The sequence below is a fragment of the Pedobacter terrae genome, assembly GCF_036946585.1.
GTDB lineage: Bacteria > Bacteroidota > Bacteroidia > Sphingobacteriales > Sphingobacteriaceae > Pedobacter > Pedobacter terrae_C.
In genome coordinates, this window is sequence record NZ_JAQIIV010000015.1 from 43915 (window position 1) to 64337 (window position 20423).

The following is a 20423-nucleotide window of genomic DNA, read 5'->3' on the forward strand; positions in this document are numbered from 1 at the left end:
ATGGGTTTTTTAAGATTTTTAACTTTTAGGTTATTATGCTAAAGTCAGCCTAACCAGATACTGATCTTCACCATCATCAAAAATCAGTTCAGCATTCCATCCTGTTTCTGAAGCAATCTGTTTAATGGTTTCTTCATCGATATAAATCCAGTTGAACCAATTACCTTTTTCCCCTTTATATTCATACTGGTAAGATACCTCACCATAGTACTGATTTTGTGGTTTAGGCAAATCTTCATATAAATAAGCTATATCAGACGAATCGAAAATAACCTGTCCGCTGGGGTTGATCAGGTCTTTTAACTTAATCAGAAAATTCCTGAAACCGGGCAAAGTTCCTGTCAAACCGATACCGTTCATCAGCATGATAATGGTATCAAATTTCTCCACGTAAGTAAAAATATCCTGTACAAATGCTTTTTTTACGCCGCGGTCCTTCATAATGCCCACCGCAGCTTCCGAAATATCAATAGCTGTAACATCAATATTAAATGCCTGCAGCAGTAAGGCATGACTCCCGACACCGGCGCCAATATCCAGTACCTTACCATTACACATGTGCAAAGCCTGAAGCTCCAAAACGGGCATATCTTCATCATCACGGAAGAAAAATTCCAGCGGCATTTCTTCTGGTTCTCCGTAAGAATTATGCAACCAAAGCGTATCTGCCTCACCTGTTCTGTAAATATCTGTTAGCGCTTTACCAAAAACATCCATAATACAAAGATAGGGAAAATGGGAGATGGATGATGGAAGAGGGAAGATGGAAAAGGTAAATTTTATGCAAAGGCAATAGATATAATGTTGGTCGGGATTTAAATCCCGTCCTAAGCGCTAAGGAATTGCAATCCTGGTAAAAACAGATAAAAAAGGTCCGGATTATAAATCCAGACCAACAATTTTCATATCAACTTTATTCCAACTCATACTCTTGATGGTATTCTGGTATGGCTACATGTTTAAAACCATGATCTTTTAACCTGGTAGCGAAATTTTGTTGTACTTCGTACTCTCCGTGAACCAGAAATAATTGTTTCACCTGCGCAGGATCCTGGCCCGACAAAAAATGCAATAAATCATCATAATCGCCATGTGCACTCATTGATTTTATAGATTGTACTTCGGCTTTAACTTCATATTCATCGCGAAAAATTTCAACAACTTTCTCTCCTGCGATCAGTTTTCCACCAAGCGAATTCGGTTCACAGTAACCGACCATTAAAATGGTGTTTTTCTGGTTACCGATATTATTCCTGATGTGATGTTTTACCCGCCCAGCTTCGGCCATACCTGATGCAGAAATAATTACACAAGGCCTGGGATCAGCATTTAAGGCTATTGATTCTTCCACACCTTCGATAAAACGCAATCCTTTAAAACCAAAGATATCATGATCTACTTTTAAAATTTCTTTAACCCCATTATTGTATACTTCAGGATGATCTTTAAGAATTTGAGTAGCTTTTGATGATAAAGGACTATCAACGTAAAAAGGAACATCAGGCAATTTACCTTTCAGCTCTAAGCCATTTAAAGCATAAAGGAGTTCCTGTGTACGGCCAACGGCAAAAGCAGGAATAATTACCTTTCCTTTTTTGATGTTACAGGTATTATTGATGACCTCCAGAAGCATATCTTCAATCGGATCAAGATCTTTATGTAGCGAATCTCCATAGGTTGATTCCATTAAAATATAATCGGCCTGATCAAATTGTTGCGGGCTTTTCAATAGCAGGTCGCCATAACGGCCAACGTCGCCAGAAAATGTAATTCTCGTAGATTTCCCCTCTTCTGTAATGGTAAGATGAACAGCAGCACTACCTAAAATATGACCTGCATCGGTAAATTTCAATCGAATCCCCTCTTCAATTTCAAAATCTTCCTCATACTCCACAATTTTCATTTGGCCAACAGTTTTGGTCACGTCTTCCTCTGTATAAAGCGCTTCTTCCATTTCTTCGCCTTCACGCAGATTGCGGTTAGCATATTCAGCATCCTGCATCTGGATTTTAGCAGAATCCATCATTAAAATGCGCGCAAGATCCATGGTGGCCGAAGTACAGAAAATCTGCCCTTCGAATCCTTCAGCAACCAATTTAGGCAATAGGCCGCAGTGATCTATGTGTGCATGTGATAGAATGAGGTAGTTGACTTTTTTGGGATTAAAGCCAAAATAATCATTTAGTTTATCGGTAACACGGCCCATCCCCTGGAATAAGCCGCAATCTAATAAAATCTGGGTGCCGTTTTTTAAGGCAATAAGGTGCTTACTTCCCGTAACCGTACGGGCAGCACCATGAAAAGCAATGGTCATCAAGTTATTGGTTAGAGAATATGTATAGCTAAAAGTGCCGGATATCTCCGGCACTTTCAATTCATTACGCGTTTATTTCTGCTACTTTATCTTTGACCTTATCGGCAACGCTTGTGGCTTTATCTGCCAAACCTGCTAGTTTATCTTTTGAAGCATCTAAAAGATCAGCAAAAAAATCTGATACTTTATTTTTCAGGTCGCTACTCGAATCTGAAGATAATGCTAATGCGATAGTTGCTCCTAATGCTGCTCCGGCTAATACGCCTACTATGATTTTTGTTTCTTTTTTCATGGTCTTAGTGATTTACTTATTAAACATAATTAACCAACAGGTGTTTTTATTTTTTTCATCTTACAAAAACCAATCCATAATGAAGCGAATATTCTTTATAGACTTAGACAATACCATTTATTTTACCAAGCAGAACGAAGAGCAGTTAATGGGTGAACTATACCGTTTCCTAAAAAAGTTGGATTTAGGGATCAGTGAGAAAGATTTTCAACTAGCCAAACAGGAAATGTTAAGGACCCCTTTTCTGAAAGTAGCTAAGAAATATCGTTTCAATGAGGACGTGATGCCAGAAGTGATCTCCTACCTCCAAAACAGATCTGTAACCCATCTGCTAAAACCAAGCGATGATTACCATTATATCAAAAGCTTAACCGGCAGAAAATTTATTGTAACAGCAGGTTTCCCCAAACAACAACTGTCGAAGGTTACCATGTTAGGCATTGCCGATGATTTTGAAGAAGTACATGTGGTAGATGTATCGAAAAGCAATAAGAAAGAAAAATTTGAAATGCTGATCGATCAGCATCAACTTAATAAAGATGATATTTTAATTATTGGCGATGACGCCGAATCGGAAATCAAATTTGGATTGGAGCTGGGACTAAGCACTTTTTTGCTGGATCCCGAAAATTTGCATCCTAATGCTGAAAGCACCTTTAGAGGAAATGATTTAAGTAATTTGCACATAGCGGCAGAGCAGTAATAAAATGAAGATCGTCATCTCGGCTGGAACCCAGTGGAATGCCCGCCTGTGCGGACAGGCCTGCCCGTACAGGCGGGGAGAGATCTATCTTAATAGATTTCTCGACTTCGTTGCACTTCGCTCGAAATGACGTTAACTTTATTAGAATTACCGCACAAAAAAGTCCCGATTTTCATCGGGACTTCCCATTTTATCCTCTGCCACCTCTGGATGGTCTTCCACCATCGCCACCTCTTTCACCGCCACCACTACGTTGTTGTGGCGCTTCCATTCTTCGTTGTTCTTGTCGCTGTTGCATTTGCTGGCTACGTTGTTGCTGCATTTGTGCATCACGTTGTGCTCTTTCTTGCTGCTGTTGCGCACGTTGCTGCTGCATTTGCTCATTACGCTGTTGTTGAGCCTGCGCATCGCGTTGTGCCCTTTCCTGTTGTTGCTGTTGGGCTTGCTGTGCACGTTGTTGTTGCATTTGCTCATTACGTTGTTGCTGCATTTGTGCATCACGCTGTGCCCTTTCCTGTTGTTGCTGTTGGGCCTGTTGCGCACGCTGCTGTTGCATCTGCTCGTTACGTTGGGCTCGTTGTTGCTCCATTTGAGCACGTTGATCATCCTGACCTCGTTGTGGCTGCATATCACGTTGACCACGTTGTTGATCTATCCCCATGCGGTCTTGATTACGTTGTTGTCTCATCTGCTCCAAACGTTGTTGGTCCTGACCACGATTTGCATGATCTTGTCTGTTTCCATTATCAATACCATTGGCACCGCCACGGCTAATACGTCCGTTTGCATCTCTGTTATAAGCCTCACTCCCATTGTTTGGCTGATTGTTATTATCCCGGCCTACATTTCGGTTATCTCTTGATCCAAAGCGGTTGTCATTATTGCCTGGAGTATTTCCTCTTTGATCACGGTTGGTATAACCTTCGTTTCTTCCGCCTCTGCTAATGCCAGCATTGCCTTGCTCAAATCTCCTTGGCGCAGCATTACGGTTGTCTACTACCGCATTACGTTCAGGTTTTGGTCTGTAAATCGCTACCTCTCTACCACCAATCCGGCTTGCACCAGGTCTGGAACTTTCGGCATAACGGTATACAGTCACATCCCTGTTGGTTGCGCGCCTGATATCTTCAACCCTTGGACCGCCATAATAAGTTCTTCTGTTATATACATAAGTATTATTGATGATGGTGGTATTGCGGATATACACATTATTACGGCCGTAATCATATCTTGGGAAAGTATTGATATAAATATTTCGCTGAGGGATAAAGTTCCAGCAGAAAGCAGGCACCACATAACGGCGGCCAAAGCTTAGGTTTATGCTGATGCTTGGCGCCATAGGTGCCCATCCGTAATAACCATCGCCACTTCTCCAATCTACCCATGCTGGTCCCCAATTGGTATCAGGTAACCAAATCCATTGACGGTAACTGTTAATTACCCAACGGCCATAGTGAAAAGGTGCCCAGCCCCAATCATAATTGGAAACCCAGGTATTACCATATTCGGTCATCGCCCAACGTCCGTTGGTATAATAAGGGCGGAATTCACTTTGATCTACATCCGGACGCCAAACATAACCATATTGTGGATCCTGAATCCAGGTACCATAGGGCGAAAGTTCATCGTAAAATGTCTGTAAAGAGATGTTTCCTGTACTGTAACCATCAGACTGGTAATCGTTTTGATAGTCTTGTGCCCTGACAAGGGTTGTGGTTCCGGCAAGGAGCGAAAATAGCCCCAGCACAAGTGCCGTAGATTTCAGTGTTTTCATTTGTGTGTTTATTTTAATAACCTAATGTGTGTGTATCAATTAGAGAACCAAAAATGCCGAAGGTTTAATATGCAAGCATAGTTTTTATACTTTCTTGCTAATATTGCCATACAAGGCATATTTAACTAATATTTAACGCTTTAGGCCAAGTTTAATTGTGTAGAAAAGAAGTCAGTTAAAAATAAAATTTGCTACACCTCCACACACGAAAGAGATTATACTGCCAATTCCATAGGTTTTAAAACTTAAATTCTATTTATTGTACGTATTTTTGTGGCATGCAAAAAGGCACTTTATACCTCATTCCAGTACCATTGGCAGAAGAGGTAGCACACAAAACTTTTACTCCGTATTTGGTTGACACCATTAACCAGATTGATACCTACATCGTAGAGAATAGTAAAACTGCACGTCGTTTTTTAAAAGAGGCAGGTTTAAAAATACCCCAGAAAGATTTAATGGTACACGATTATGGTAAACACAACCGAACAGATTTAGGGCAGTTTTTTGTTGAACTTACTGCCGGAAAAGACGTTGGGTTAATGAGCGAAGCAGGTTGCCCTGGTATTGCCGATCCTGGTGCGGATATAGTTGCCGAAGCGCATAAACGCGGTATAAAGGTAGTGCCATTGGTAGGGCCCAGCTCTATTTTACTAGCCCTAATGGCTTCAGGTTTTAATGGACAAAGTTTTGCTTTTTGGGGTTATTTACCCATTGATAAAGAACAACGCACAAAGCGTATTAAAGACCTGGATTTATCGGCCAGCCGTTATAAACAAACACAGATTTTTATCGAAACACCTTTCCGCAATAACCAGCTTTTTGAAGAGGTACTGAAAAGTTGTAAACCCAACACGCAGGTTTGCGTAGCTAGCAACCTTACCTCAGCAGATGAATTTATTAAAACACAAAGTGTTTACAACTGGCGCAAGGAGGAAATAGACCTTCATAAAAAACCAACAATATTTTTATTATATTAACCTGCAATTGATAATTATTTAGAAATCCTATTTTTTTTGAACGCCATTGACTAGACCAATTCGTCATGCTGAACTCATTTCAGCATCTTTTTAGCAGGAAAGACCCTGAAATAAATTTACTCCGTAGCTTTCCGCTTCGCTACAGGTCAGGGTGACGATCGCTCAAAATCAGGTCATTATTTGCGTTTATGTACTTTTTGGCCTGATATTAATTGGTAATTATAAACAGCAAATTAGTTAACTAACGCCAAACGATTGACTATAAACTATTGGTTTATTGAAAACTGAAAACCGGCAACTGAAAACTGCATATTGCTTAACGGATTAGAAACTAGCTCAAAAAAATCAAAACATATCGAATCTTAAATTGGTTGTTATCATATCGCTCTTCAATTTATTTACTAAATCTTTGAGTTATGAAAAATACAGGCACACCAAAAAACAATCCAACGGTTCAAGGAAGTTCAATAGCCGACCGAGCTAATCATGATGTTAAAACGGATAAAAAAATCCAGGGCATTACAAATGGCGGCGGACAGAGGTCTGATCAGACTTCGAACAAAGACAATCAAAGAAAACACGACAACAAGAAATAACAAAAAGGGGGTAATCCGGCAAGATTATCCCCTTTTTTATGCTGATTTTAATCCATAGGATCTGATAGATAACATCCGTTAGTTAGAATAATGTAATGGCACCTTATACCGATGGAAGTTTCGGTAGTATAAAATTTGACTTACCAATTGTCACCATACCTTGTTTTAAGGATAGAGAATAGCTGTAGATTCTCATCAGTTCCTGGACTTATTCTTTAGCTAAAGCAATGATGTCTTTCCCATCCAAAATTCGTCTTTCCTTATGATGGCTTAATGTATTGATCATCGCCTGGGCAAGTTCAGCCATTGTGCAGAAACCATTCTTATAAATCGCCCTACCAATCGGAAATAACCAGTTAATATATTTATAAAATTGATGTGCATATTTTTGCTCTGGCAATGGCTTAATAAAGCCCGGTCGGAAATTAAAAACCTGTACGAAAGGTAATTTTGTTAAATCATTTTCCGTTTTGCCCTTTACCTGAGCCCATTTTAAACGGCCATTCTCATTTGTTCCTGCACCAGAAACATAACAAAAAGTCATATCGCTATTGAGCTTGCTTAATGTCTGCGCAACATGCATGGTCAGCATATAAGTCATTTTGTAATAGGTTTCCTGATCAACACCTACTGAAGTAGTGCCTAAACAAAAGAAACAGGCATTATAACCTGTTAACAGATTCTCGATGCCTGAAAAGTCAAAAAAATCTGAATGAATAATTTCCTTTAATTTGGGATGTGCATAACCGCAAGGCTTACGGTTGATGACCAGGATGTGATCAATTTCAGGACTGTTTAAACATTGTATCAATACCCCTTCTCCAACCATTCCGGTTGTGCCGGTAATGATTACGTTATGCTGATTTCTGGTTTTTCCCATTGAAAGTTGTTTACAGTCAAAACGAAGACAAGTGAATATTTGTTTGCCAATAAAACTGTTGATTTCTTTTTGCTTACGTCAATACCTATTCTGTGGACACATCTTTTTAAGAATAGTTTAGGCATTTTGCTGAGCAACTTTAATAAAGCACTGATTTTAGCTAAGGACGCTGTCAATCCCAGGAGCCAGGGAAATCAAAAAAACAGTTGCAGTTTAGGTAAATTAGCACTAACAAACCTGAAACGCAGTGGTTTTGTGTTCATCACGATGATTAAATTTTAAAAAAATATTGAACACAAAACGAAGTGCCGCTGTTTTTTTGATGCGTATGGGATTGTGCAAAAGGCTCATTGCTGGATTGACAAAGCGCTTTGGGTACTTTGGTGCTCCAAAGTACCATGCCACCGCGGCATAGAGCGGCAGAAAAATATTATTATTAATTGTGTCCACACGATAGGTCAAGGCGGAAAAAAAAGATAAATTAATTATATTTAATAAAACAGCAACATGATGTGTCGAAATTTGCCAAGCATTAAAATGATGGTGCTTACTTGCTTATTATTTATCTCTAGCCAGTTATTTGCGCAAAACGAATTAAGTCCGAGGCAAACCTATCCGGATTTATTTGAGCAAGTTCAAATGGCAAGAATTTATCCAGATAGTAAATCTTTTGCAGACGCCATTCCGAAAAAAAGTACTTCAGAAATTATGAAGGCATATCATACTTCAAAAAACAAACAAAATTTTGATTTGAAGGCCTTTGTAAATGAATATTTTTATATCCCGGAAAGTCATCATGCAGCGTACCAATCTGATATTAATGCAGGCATTGAAAAACACCTGGACACCTTGTGGACGGTTTTACAAAGGGATCCTGATACAGCTTCTACCTATCAAACTTCACTACTGCCATTGCCGAAACCCTATATTGTTCCCGGTGGTCGGTTCAGGGAAATTTATTATTGGGATTCCTACTTTACCATGCTTGGACTGCAAAAAGCCGGCAGAACAAAAACCATAAAAGATATGGTTGATAATTTCGCTTATCTTATCAATAAATATGGGTTTATTCCCAATGGAAATCGCACTTATTACCTCACACGTTCGCAGCCACCATTTTTTGCAGCTATGGTTCAATTGCTTGCCCAGCATGATAAGGATGTTAAACTTGGAGATTATAAGGATGTCCTTGAAAAAGAATATCAATTCTGGATGAAAGGCGCCAGCCAATTAGGTAATGGCAAAGCCGTAAACCATGTGGTAAAACTTCCTGACGGCACCATTTTAAACCGATACTATGATACTAGCGATCAGCCCAGGGAAGAATCGTACAGAGAAGATTTTGAAGCAGCTAAATTAACCAAACAGGCTCCGGCCACTTTTTTAAGAAATGTACGCGCTGCTGCAGAATCGGGTTGGGATTTTAGCAGCCGGTGGTTTGCTGATGGGAAAAGTTATAGCCAGATTATCACTACAGATCTGCTTCCAGTTGATTTAAATGCTTTATTATACAATCTCGAAATGGCTATTGCCGCAGCAAACAGCGAAGCAGGCAACAAAACAAAAGCTATTTCATTTAGCCAAAAAGCAAGCTTGCGTAAAACAGCTATCCTGAAATATTTCTGGAACAAAAAACAGGGCTTTTTTACCGATTATAATTGGAAAAACCGATCATTTTCTAATCAGCTCACGCTTGCAGCAGCATTTCCGCTGTATTTTAAATTGGCAACACCAGTACAGGCCAAAGCTGTGGAAGAAAAACTGGAAAGAAACTTTCTTAAAACAGGTGGTTTAATTACCACATTAACCACTACAAAAGAGCAATGGGATGCACCAAATGCATGGGCTCCACTGCAATATATCAGCATTGTGGGATTGCGCAATTACGGATACAATAAACTAGCCGATACGATTAGTGACAGATGGATAAACCTTAATATTTCGGTGTTTAAGGAAACCGGGAAATTGATGGAGAAATATAATGTGGCACAACCGAATAGCAAAGGCGGAGGCGGAGAATATCCACTACAGGATGGATTTGGCTGGACAAATGGCGTACTTTTAAAGCTAATGAAAAAATAATTCTTTATTCGCTCTCTTTTTAACCTGTACGAAAAACAGAGGCTGAACCAAAACAGATATGAAATATGTTAATGGTTACAGCCCCTATTGGTGAATTCTAAATTTTAATAGCCAGGATTCTGGATTAGATTGGGGTTACCCAGTTGATTATCCGGGATAGGAAAAAGCAGGTATTTAGCTTCACTTACAGGTTTTTCCTGCCATGCAGCGAGAAATTTTCCAAAACGGATTAAGTCTTGCCTCCTAAAGCTTTCCCAATACAGCTCACGGCCGCGTTCATCCAGCAGGATATCTAATGTCAGGCTTGGTAAAATTGAAGCACCCCTTATGGTCCTGATCGAATTTACAATGGTTAAGGCAGCTGCCGTTTGTGATGTTCGTAATTGTGCTTCAGCCTTCATCAATAATACATCGGCGTAACGGAAATAAACCCAGTCATTATCAGGTTTTTTAGATCCAGCGTTGGCATAGTCGATCGGATATTTAATCACACGGATACCCGCCACTTCCAAATGGTTGGGATCTCTTTCAATAATGCTTACCTCTGGTGTAAATGCCAATGGGTTGCCTTTACGATCTTTTAAGGCTACACCGTTCTGGTTTACTTGTTGCCCAACCAAAAAGCCAACCCTTACGCCGGCAACATTGGTTTGCCCTGCATAAGATCCTCCTCTTCTTTGATCGGCAGCCTCGAATTTTGCATAAAAGTTTGACAGGGTTGAAAAACCATTATAACCGCTGGGGTCCTGGTTATAATGTGTAGTACACTTCCATTGTCCATCTAAATCGCTCCCGCTTACACCACCTAAATTTTGCGCGGTAAAAATATTTTCGGTGGAAAGCTTATCATTTGTTGGCGCAAAATTGTCAAAGTAATTTGGCGTGAGCACATAACCTGCTGCTGCTATTTCATCAGCGAGTGAAATTACCTTGGCCATATCAGCAGCATCGAAAGTTGGGTTACTACGGTTTAAGAAAGCACCTTTATTAAGGTAAAGTTTCATTAAAAGCGTTTTGGCCGCATTTTTATTGGCCACATTTGCAGGACCAACGGGTAAATCGGGGATAATAGCATTTAATTCGCTGATTAAGTACCCAATTTCGTCAGCAGCATTCCGAACACGCGATGGTTTGGTTACACCTTCTCCCGGATCCCGATATGGAACCTGCCCCCAGCCATCTAAAACCGAAAACTGTGCAAATGCACGTAAGAAACGCGCCTGCGCTGCCTGAACAGCATTAGGGCTGGCATTTAAAACACTCGTAGCTACATAAGAGATGCTGTTTAAATCCCTGAACACATCCGAAATACGGGTATGATCAGGCGCCCATTTATGCAAATGCAGCGCCCGCCAGGCACCATTATCGTCCCAATCGCCTGCACGTGTAGGCACTATAATTTCATCTGATGTAACCTCCTGCAAAGCAGCCCAGTTCCATGGTGCCTGGTAAGGGCCGATCATTGCAGCGTAAGTGGCACCCAGTACCCCTGCAACATTATTTGACGATACGGCCCCACTGCCAACCTGGCCATTCAGGTTTTCATCCAGCTTGGTACAGCCCGAAAAACTTAAGGCAACCACAGCGAAAGTGAAAATATATTTATTTTTCATGTTATTATAGTTAAAAGATTAAAGGGAAAAATTAACACCAAAATTGAAAGTTCTTGCCGTTGGGTAAGCCGTATAATCTATACCTGCAGATGGAACCCCGCTTACACTTTTGTTTACATTTACCTCCGGATCAAAACCGGTATACTTGGTAATTACGAATAGGTTTTGGCCATTAATATAAACATTAAGCGACTTTATCGATTTACCAATATTGCCTATGTTATAGTTAAGCGTAGCGTTGGCTAATTTTAGGTAGTCGCCTTTTTCGATATACCTGGATGAGGCAGCGATTGGATTGGCCAGCGATTCTTGTATAGGCGAATTGATCAAAGCGGCAGAGATATTGCGTTGAGCACCCAGGTTGGATATCGCCAGTACCGAGTTTGCGGTATTATTATAAATATCCTGACCAAATGCACCATTAAAATTTGCTGTTAACGAGAACTTCTTATACCTCAAATTTGTACTTAAACCCAAAATTACTTTTGGATTTGGATTACCTACATAATAAGCGGTAAAACCATCGTCTGTATATTTCGAAAATCCACTGGCATCCAAACCATTATATTGGCGGGTTACCATGGCAAAAAGCGGTAACCCGTTTTGGATCACCTCTGTGGTTACACCACTCAACCCCTGCCCGTTTAAAGAGCCTGTTTTGATAATACCATTAATATTCTGCACTTTATTGTTAATAAAAGTAGCATTACCTCCTAAAGACCAGGTTAGGTTATCCTGATCGATAATGGTACCATTTAAGGTCAGCTCCAGTCCTTTATTGATGATCTGGCCCGGTAAATTTACCCATGTAGGAACATTGCCCCCAACTGCCGGAGAAAATGCAATTTGTGGGAATAATAGGTCTTTTGTTGTTTTGTTGAAATAGTCAATCGATCCGGTTAATCTGTTTTTAAAAAAACCGAAATCGATACCCACATTGGTCTGTTTATCTGACTGCCATTTTAAATCGGCATTTTCATTGTTTATTGGCGTTAAAATTGGCGAACCGTTCGCATTTCCAAAATCGTAACGGAGCTGTGCAGAACCTGAAGGAAAATCCTGATTACCGGTTTTACCATAGCCAACGCGTAATTTTAGTAGATCCAGCCATTGGATATCAGACATGAAATTTTCCTTTCTGATATCCCACGCAGCAGCAAAAGATGGAAAATAACCATAACGGTTTGATTTACCGAATTTGGTTGAACCATCAGCCCTAAATGTAGCGGTTAAGATATACCTATTATCGTAATTAAAAATTGCCCTTGCAAAATACGACTGTAATTGTGTTGTAGGATTGTTGAAGGTGGAAAATGTACGATTGGCCGGGGCCGTAGTTTGAAAGGCATCCGTATAATCAGCCGCTATATCACCAAAACCAGTTGCTGTATTGGTTGCGCCTTTATTGATGAAGTTAGAATATTCGTAACCCAAAATGGCATTTAGGTTTAGTTTGCTAACAATTTCCTTATTAAAGTTTAAGGTATTGGTAAACTGTTGTGTAATCAACTCGTTATTGGAGTAACTCGCATAACCGCCCAGAAAAGTTCCTGATGGCTGAATACCCTGCAGGTTTAAAGTACTTCTGGTTGACGCCCTTCTGATACCCGTGCTATAATTTACACTGGCCAGCATACGATACTCTAACCAGGGCGTAATTTTATAATATGGTGAAATACTTCCTAAAATGGTAGAAACTTTTGATTTATCGCTATTTGCAGCTAAAGCAGCCAAAGGATTGATCGTAGTAGAGCCATAATCTATAAATAAGCTGCCGTCGGAATTATAAAAAGATTGGGTAGGGTTCCAGGATAGTGCCTGTGAAATTAAACTTCCTGTAAAACCAGCGTCCGTGGTAATTGGCGCTACACTTTCCAAGTATTGGTTACTGATCATGTTTACATCCAAACCCAGCTTTTTGCTTTCGAGGAATTTAAAATTACCGTTAAAGCCGGCGCTGTATTTTTTAAAATCGGTAGTTTTGATAATCCCCTGCTGGTCCTGATAACCAATTGAAGCACGGAAGGTATTCCCATTGTTACCACCACTTATCCCAACAGAATAATTTTGGTTATAAGCAGTTCTGGTAATGGCGTCTAATGCATCAACACTGGCACCAAAATTACCAGTACTTAGGTTGTATTTCGATAATGCCGCACGGTATTCATCGCCCGTTAATACTTCTACTTTTTTAGCAATATTGCTTATGCCTGCCGAGGCGCTTACATCAATTTTGGTTTCTCCGGATTTCCCTCTTTTAGTGGTGATTAAAACAACACCATAAGCAGCACGCGAGCCATAAATTGCTGTTGCCGATGCATCTTTTAATATCTCCATCGATTCGATATCTGCCGGGTTAATAAAGTTTAAAGGGTTACCATCCGGTGCTGTACCGATACCAGCGCTGGTTGATGGTCTTGCCGATCGTCCATCAAGTGCTACCCCATCCACCACATACAGAGGCTGGCCGGTTCCGGTAATGGCTGAATTACCCCTGATGCGCACAGTAGAGGCACCACCTGGCTGACCACTGTTATTGATCATCTGTACACCTGCAACCTTGCCCTGTATTAACTGATCGGGGGCATTTAATGGGCCCTTATTAAAATCCTTTGCCGATACCGTAGTTGCAGCTCCGGTTAAATCATTTTTTCTTACTGATGCATAGCCCACAACCACAACCGCCTCTAAATTATTCAGCGAACTTAGGGTAATGTTCAATAACGTTTGATTATTGATGTTTACCGTTTGCGATTCATAGCCCACAAAACTCACTGTTAGCCGAGATGTTGCGGTGGGAGCGGTAATTTGGTATTTACCCTCAACATCGCTTTGGGTTCTGGTGTTGGTACCCGTTACCTGTATGGTTGCGCCTGCTAAGGGTATTTTATCACTATCATATATTATACCTTTAACAGTAATCTGCGCAAAGGCTGCTGTGCTAAATAAGAGCATCAGGAGATTTAAGCCTATAAATTTCTTTAATGAATACAATTTCTGTTTTAAGGACAAAACAGAACAATTGCCTGGTAAAGTAATGTTCATAATGGATTTATTAATTGGTTAGAAAATAGGGGCGTTTAACGATTTAGGAGATTCGGATTTAAGGTGGGTTGTATTTCATAGTTTCTATTTATGTACTTTGGATTAGTTGATTATACTTTTAAGCTTATGCAGCTAAGAAAATTCCAAATCATTGGGATCGTTCCCGATATTAATGACATCAAAATTATAGCGCATTTTTAACTGATATTCATCCAGAGATAAACATATTCTTAGCACATCCAGATCGCATGAATCGTTTCTTTTAATTTGAAAATTGTTAGTTAAGGGCTGCAAACAGCCAGTAGTGAGAGAAAACAGCTGAGATAAAATGATAAACATTTGTAGTGGTCTCATAATTTTCGGTACAATAAATCGAGTCCCGAGAATAGAGAACCCTGAGCTATTGTGATTTAGTTTAGTATCTGGTTAACGTAATAGTTAAGTGTCTTTGTTGAACCGTTAAGCTTACAAAGCTTATCCATTTTATAATATGAATATACCTTATAAATTATATAAAACCATAAAAAGGATCATTATTTATTAATAAAATTTACTAAGAAAGAGCTGCACGCTATTTAATGAGGGGTTTGCATTATTAATAATTGCAAAACAATAAGATATTTAATGCAATAAAACAGCTACAAATATCACTTTATTGGTTTATGGATTTGGTTACCGCTCCCACGTAGACATGGAAATAAAATTTGGCAATTTGATGTAAATAATAAACCCCAAAAGCTTTTTAAAACTTTCGGGGTTTAATCATAAATTATAGTTTTCAAAATTATCTGACCAATGAGCCTTTCATCTGGTAATCCTTAGGTGGCTCCACCCCTAAAAGATGTTGAACAAAATAATCCCAGCGACGGCGCATCATATAAGGCGAGTAGGCGCCGTAACCATGTGCACTATTCGGAAAAATAACAAGATCAAAAGATTTATTCGCTTTTTCCAAGGCTTCTACAACTAAAAGTGTATTGTACGGTGGCACATTATCATCCATCATACCGTGTACCAACATCAATTTTCCTTTTAGGTTTTTAGCATAATTCTGGTTAGCTTGTGCTTCATAATCCGAATTTTCTACCAAACCATTGTAACGTTCGCCCCAATCGTCCTCATAGTTTCTATTGTCATGATTACCTGATTCAGAAATGCCTACTTTGAAAAAATCAGGGTAACGGAACATCGCAGCAGCAGTGGCAAAACCTCCGCCCGAATGTCCCCAGATCCCTACCCTGTTGGTATCAATAGGATATTTTGATGAAAGTTGTCTGATGGCTGCAATCTGATCAGGCAGCGTATTCTCAGCCATATTGCCATAGCTCATATCATGAAAACTTTTAGACCGGTCAGGATTACTGGTGCCTTCTATTACCACTACAATAAAGCCCAACTCGGCTAAAGCCTGATGATCGCCACGCGAAGCAACGAAAGCCCAGCTGCCAACGCTACCACCTTGCGGACCCGGATAAATATAATCGATAACCGGATATTTCTGATTGGCATCCATTTTTGTTGGTGTAAAAACCAGGCCATAAATATCGGTTTTACCATCTTTGGCTTTCACCGATACCGGAGTTGGTGCTTTCCAGCCTGTAGCAGCTAACCTGGAAACATCTGTTTTTTCTAAAGTATTGATCAGTTTACCACTGATGCTTCTTAAAACCGTAACCGTAGGAACATCAGGCTGAGAATAACTATCTACAAAATATTTAAAAGACGGCGAAAATACAACCTGGTGATTGCCGGCTTCCGGCGTTAAAAGAGTTAAGTTTTTACCATCGAAACCAATTTTATATAGGTAGCTGAAATAAGGGTTACCTTTTTCACGACCATTGGCGAAGAAATAAAGTGTACGTGCTTTTTCATCAACCTTAATTAGACGGGTAACTACAAAATCGCCTCTCGTAATCTGGTTTTTCAATTTTCCGTTAGTCGAATCGTATAAATACAGGTGTCCCCAGTTATCCCTTTCCGAATACCAGATAATCTCTTTTGAGGCAGGAAGATAACGCCAGTTGATGGCACCCTGACCAGATTCGTACTGTGTTTTTACGCTTTCTTCGAAAACTTCACGAACGGCACCTGTTGTAGCATTGGCTATGCGGAACTTTTCATTTTTATGATCGCGGGAAGTAGATACAAATGCCACTTCAGTACCATCAGCTTTCCAATCAATATCATCAAAAGTACCACTGCTCGAAATATCATCACTTAAGGTCGCCCGATGTGGATCTGCAGGAATGTTGAGTGCAACCATTTTCCCGTTTTCCACATCAATTACCACTCTTCTAATTGTTGCAATTTGTTTATCGCCAGGTAAAGGATATTTCCAGGCTTTTAATGTTGGTGCTCCCACATTCGTGGTTACCAGATACATGTCTTTTGAATTCCGCTGGTCCTGCTGAAAGGTGGCTATCTTTTTCGAATCAGGCGACCATCGCAAAATTGGCGCATCGCTATGTTTCCAACCTGCATTATCGGTTGCATACCCATAATCCTTAATGCCATCAGTAGTTAGCTGGGTTAATTTTCTGGTGGCTAACTCTCTAACAAAAAGGTTATAATCTTGGATTAAAATGGCTTTATTCCCATCGGGAGAAAGAACTTCATTCCGGCTGCCCCCCCGGCGTGATGGTGCTGCACTGCCTTTATAATCAGTAGTTAAAGTTTTTGTATTCTTTACCGGATCTACCAAAAAAGTTTGTTCTGTATCATTGCTTTTAGTGCTGTACCAAAATTTATCGCCCTCAAGCCAGTTTGGTTGAACGTTGGCATGATCGATGTACTTTGCTGTATTATAGCTCATCAAACTTTCCGCCCTTTCATAATCTTTAACGGTTAAAGCCTTCTGCTGGGCATTTGCGGTAAAAGCCAAGGTACAAGCCGTTACAGTAAACCAATATTTATTCATCATGTTAGTTAATCTTGCGATAAAAATAAGACTGTTTCGGCAAATGATTGGTATTAATCATGATACAAAATCAACAGGCTTTTGTATTCAGCGAAAATTGCAAACGTTATCCTTACAACCAAACTATTTATACCCATTAAAAAATCATTCCTTGATTTGCTTACAAACTTCAGGGATTTGCGTACATCAAGGCAATTTAACTTGCTGATCTTTGAATTATGGAAATAAAACAAATGGCATTGGGCAACCAGGGTTTGGTTCTACCAATAATCGGACTAGGCTGTATGGGCATGACGGGTTTTGAAGATGGACATATGTATGGCCCGGCGGATGAACAGGAAGCTATCGCAACAATTCACCGTTCGCTGGAGCTGGGCGGTAATTTCTTGGACACCGCCGATTTGTACGGACCGTTTAAAAACGAACAGCTTATCGCTAAGGCCATTAGCGGAAAACGCAATCAGTATATTTTGGCCACCAAGTTTGGCTGGGAAATCGACGACAATAATAAAGTAACCTGGACCATTAACGGCAAAAAAGATTATGTAAAGAAATCTTTAGAGCGTTCGTTAAAGAACCTTCATACCGATTACATCGATCTATATTACCTGCACCGCCTGGATAAAAATACGCCAATTGAGGAAACAGTTGAAGCCATGGCCGAACTGGTTAAGGAAGGGAAGATAGGCTATATCGGTCTGTCAGAAGTCTCATCTGAAACGGTTAAGCGGGCGCATGCCATACATCCAGTTACCGCCGTGCAAAGTGAATATTCTTTATTTGAACGGACAGTTGAAGTGCGCGGAGTGTTAGCCACTTTAAATGAACTGGGTATCGGCTTTGTAGCTTACTCGCCGCTGGGACGTGGTTTTTTATCGGGTCATATCAAAAGTATCGACGACCTGCCGGAGAATGATTTCCGAAGAGCAATTCCACGTTTCCAGGGTGAAATGTTTAATAAGAATATTGAATTGGTGAAAGCGGTTGAAGCCATGGCCGAGGAAAAAAATGTCACTTCTTCGCAGCTCGCTTTAGCCTGGATCATGAGCAAAGGAATTTTACCGATTCCGGGAACGAAACGCAGAAAGTACCTGGAACAAAACATCGCAGCAACCAGCATTGAGTTAACGGCAGCAGATCTTTCTAAACTGGAAAGCATCGTACCATTGGGTACAGATACCGGTGCACCATATGATGAGTTTAGTATGGGCTTAATTGATTAAGTTTGTTTATGAATGCGATCAACTCCATATCCGAATTTCACCGTTTACTTTCATTGCCAGAACCTCGCCACCCGCTGGTAAGTGTGATCAACCTGGCAAAAAGTATTTTCTTGGAAGATGAAATCTGGAAAGGTTTCGTTAACCGCTTTTATTGCGTAGCACTTAAACGCGAAGCCAAAGGTAAGATCAGGTATGGGCAGCAGCATTACGATTACGATAAAGGTGTATTGAGTTTTACCGCGCCCAACCAGGTGCAACAACTAGACCTGCAAAATATGGAATGCGGGTCTGGTTATCTCCTGATCTTCCACCCAGACTTTCTTTTACAGCACCCACTGGCAAATAGTATTCATCAATACGGCTTTTTCGATTATGCGGTTAATGAGGCATTACACCTATCTGCAGAGGAAGAAGATAATCTGATCTCAATTCTCCATAAAATTGATCAGGAGTGCCAGCATATCGATAAACATACCCAGGAAATCATTCTCACACAGATCGAGAGCCTTCTAAAATATTCCAACCGTTTTTACGAGCGGCAGTTCTTGACTCGCAAGAATAGTAATCTGACCCTCTTGACCAGGTTTGAACAGTTGATAGATGATTACTTTAACAGCGACGTAAACAGTTTACTCACGGTACAATATATTGCCGGGCAGATGAACCTGTCGCCAAATTACCTGAGTGACTTACTTCGGATTCATACCGGGCAAAACACAAAACAGCACATTCATGAAAAACTGATTGCAAAAGCAAAAGAAAAACTTTCCACCACTAATCTTTCCGTCAGCGAGATTGCCTATGCCCTGGGCTTTGAACATGCGCAATCATTCAGTACACTTTTCAAAAAGAAAACAAGTTTATCGCCGCTGGAATTTCGTCAGGCTTTTAACTGATGAAGGGTGAGAACCAGATTTTCGTTCTTTTTTGAATGTGACTTTAGCAGCAAAATGACGGTAAATTTTTGAAATACGCATTATTTTGATCCATTTAATGCATAATGTTTAGGGTTCATGCCAATGTGCGCTTTAAATATTCTGGAAAAATGGCTGAGGTTTGTAAAACCCAGCCGGTAACCAACGGCTGATACAGATAGTTTTTCCGCCCTCAACAAATGGGCAGCTTCCTGCATTCTAAACTGCTGATAATAACTAAAAATGCTGTCGCCAAAAATTTGCCTGAATAAACGTTTCAGTTTAGTTGGACTCATATGCGCAACAAGCGCAAGCTCTTTAATCACTGGCGGTGTTTCTAAATGTTCCAGGATTTGCTGTTTTACGCGGTAAATGGCTCGTATATCATGAGTATTTAAAGCATGTAATTGTTTTTCATCGCGGTTTTCCAGTTCCATCAATAACCTGCAAATAAGTTCTTCGGCCTTTACCCTTAAAAAGAAAAGTTTAAATGCTTCATTGGCTGGTTCAGACAGGATTTCATCCACGTTTTTTTGTAAAGACGGATACATGATCTGTTCGAACAAAAAGGGGTGTTTATTTTGCAAAAGGCCTTTCAAAACTGATGATTCTTGTGGCGCAGTAAACAGGCTGCTTAGATAATCTGCATCAACTTCTATATTAATCGTAGCCGTATTGGTATGGATCGAAATTATATCGTCTGTATTGATCCGACTGGTTCCTATTAAAACCGAAGGGGTGGTATGTTTGAGGATTGATAACGTCTCCGCTCTGGAGAATATGTTTTGAAACTTGAAAAATATCATTCTCTTAGCAGTATTGACATCAGGATTTTGAATAACTACATCCTTATTAAGCTCGTAATTACTGATAAGCATGCGTATATGCTCATTAAAAACAAATCCAATACAATATCCGCTACCATACTGTGGTGGTATCTCTAATTTTCTATTGATTAGTTGTGTTCCCAATAGGCGCGCCAATCTTTTCAACACATAGGGAACCGTTTGATCTGCTGTTTCCATAAAGTCTTTTACGACTATTTTTATGTCTAATATAGATATTTTATGCTGGATCGACCCGTAATTTT

At 40.0% G+C, this 20423-nt stretch carries 15 protein-coding genes; 6 read left to right on the forward strand and 9 right to left on the reverse strand.

The features are described 5' to 3' along the window. Positions 1-33 precede the first annotated feature (33 nt). The 3 genes from PGN18_RS17180 to PGN18_RS17190 form a co-directional block, all read right to left on the reverse strand. The gene (locus PGN18_RS17180; protein ID WP_335320834.1) at positions 34-717 is read right to left on the reverse strand and encodes a class I SAM-dependent methyltransferase; all 684 of its coding nucleotides are present in this window, start codon (positions 715-717) and stop codon (positions 34-36) included. A 196-nt stretch (positions 718-913) separates the two neighbouring features. Next, positions 914-2314, reverse strand: a complete 1401-nt coding sequence (locus PGN18_RS17185) for an MBL fold metallo-hydrolase (protein WP_335320835.1) — start codon at positions 2312-2314, stop codon at positions 914-916. A gap of 64 nt (positions 2315-2378) precedes the next feature. Then, positions 2379-2606 carry a YtxH domain-containing protein gene (locus PGN18_RS17190; RefSeq protein WP_134204220.1) on the reverse strand — a complete coding sequence of 76 codons (228 nt, stop codon included), beginning with the start codon at positions 2604-2606 and terminating at the stop codon, positions 2379-2381. A 79-nt stretch (positions 2607-2685) separates the two neighbouring features. On the opposite strand from PGN18_RS17190, the gene PGN18_RS17195 reads away from it, so the two are divergent. Continuing rightward, the gene (locus PGN18_RS17195) at positions 2686-3309 is read left to right on the forward strand and encodes an HAD family hydrolase (RefSeq protein ID WP_335320836.1); all 624 of its coding nucleotides are present in this window, start codon (positions 2686-2688) and stop codon (positions 3307-3309) included. Positions 3310-3499: 190 nt separating this feature from the next. On the opposite strand, the gene PGN18_RS17200 is transcribed toward PGN18_RS17195, so the two are convergent. Continuing rightward, complete coding sequence (locus PGN18_RS17200; protein WP_335320837.1) at positions 3500-5083, reverse strand: DUF6600 domain-containing protein; 1584 nt, start codon at positions 5081-5083, stop codon at positions 3500-3502. A 278-nt stretch (positions 5084-5361) separates the two neighbouring features. Between PGN18_RS17200 and PGN18_RS17205 the strand changes: the two genes are divergently transcribed. Together PGN18_RS17205 and PGN18_RS17210 are read left to right on the forward strand one after the other, a co-directional pair. Further along, positions 5362-6063, forward strand: a complete 702-nt coding sequence (locus PGN18_RS17205) for an SAM-dependent methyltransferase (protein WP_335320838.1) — start codon at positions 5362-5364, stop codon at positions 6061-6063. A 416-nt stretch (positions 6064-6479) separates the two neighbouring features. After that, complete coding sequence (locus PGN18_RS17210) at positions 6480-6659, forward strand: hypothetical protein (protein ID WP_025145338.1); 180 nt, start codon at positions 6480-6482, stop codon at positions 6657-6659. 208 nt (positions 6660-6867) lie between these two features. On the opposite strand, the gene PGN18_RS17215 is transcribed toward PGN18_RS17210, so the two are convergent. Then, positions 6868-7539, reverse strand: coding sequence for an epimerase (locus tag PGN18_RS17215; RefSeq protein WP_335320839.1), 672 nt, complete (start codon positions 7537-7539; stop codon positions 6868-6870). A 507-nt stretch (positions 7540-8046) separates the two neighbouring features. Between PGN18_RS17215 and treF the strand changes: the two genes are divergently transcribed. After that, positions 8047-9621: an alpha,alpha-trehalase TreF gene (treF, locus tag PGN18_RS17220; protein ID WP_335320840.1), complete on the forward strand. Its 1575-nt coding sequence runs from the start codon at positions 8047-8049 to the stop codon at positions 9619-9621. A gap of 104 nt (positions 9622-9725) precedes the next feature. Here treF and PGN18_RS17225 read toward each other — a convergent pair whose 3' ends face one another. From PGN18_RS17225 to PGN18_RS17235, 3 genes are all read right to left on the reverse strand, one after another. Next, positions 9726-11234 (reverse strand): RagB/SusD family nutrient uptake outer membrane protein, encoded by a 1509-nt coding sequence (locus PGN18_RS17225; protein ID WP_335320841.1) that lies wholly within the window; start codon positions 11232-11234, stop codon positions 9726-9728. A gap of 18 nt (positions 11235-11252) precedes the next feature. Continuing rightward, a complete protein-coding gene (locus PGN18_RS17230; RefSeq protein WP_335320842.1) occupies positions 11253-14279 on the reverse strand; it encodes a SusC/RagA family TonB-linked outer membrane protein in 3027 nt (1008 codons plus the stop codon). 784 nt (positions 14280-15063) lie between these two features. Continuing rightward, positions 15064-17199 carry a S9 family peptidase gene (locus PGN18_RS17235; protein ID WP_335320843.1) on the reverse strand — a complete coding sequence of 712 codons (2136 nt, stop codon included), beginning with the start codon at positions 17197-17199 and terminating at the stop codon, positions 15064-15066. A gap of 215 nt (positions 17200-17414) precedes the next feature. Here PGN18_RS17235 and PGN18_RS17240 point away from each other — a divergent pair, with 215 nt between their 5' ends. Both PGN18_RS17240 and PGN18_RS17245 read left to right on the forward strand, forming a co-directional pair. Beyond that, the gene (locus tag PGN18_RS17240) at positions 17415-18419 is read left to right on the forward strand and encodes an aldo/keto reductase (RefSeq protein ID WP_335320844.1); all 1005 of its coding nucleotides are present in this window, start codon (positions 17415-17417) and stop codon (positions 18417-18419) included. 8 nt (positions 18420-18427) lie between these two features. Continuing rightward, positions 18428-19315 (forward strand): helix-turn-helix domain-containing protein, encoded by an 888-nt coding sequence (locus PGN18_RS17245; protein ID WP_335320845.1) that lies wholly within the window; start codon positions 18428-18430, stop codon positions 19313-19315. 80 nt (positions 19316-19395) lie between these two features. Here PGN18_RS17245 and PGN18_RS17250 read toward each other — a convergent pair whose 3' ends face one another. After that, positions 19396-20358, reverse strand: coding sequence for a helix-turn-helix domain-containing protein (locus tag PGN18_RS17250; protein WP_335320846.1), 963 nt, complete (start codon positions 20356-20358; stop codon positions 19396-19398). Between the last annotated feature and the right edge of the window lie 65 nt (positions 20359-20423).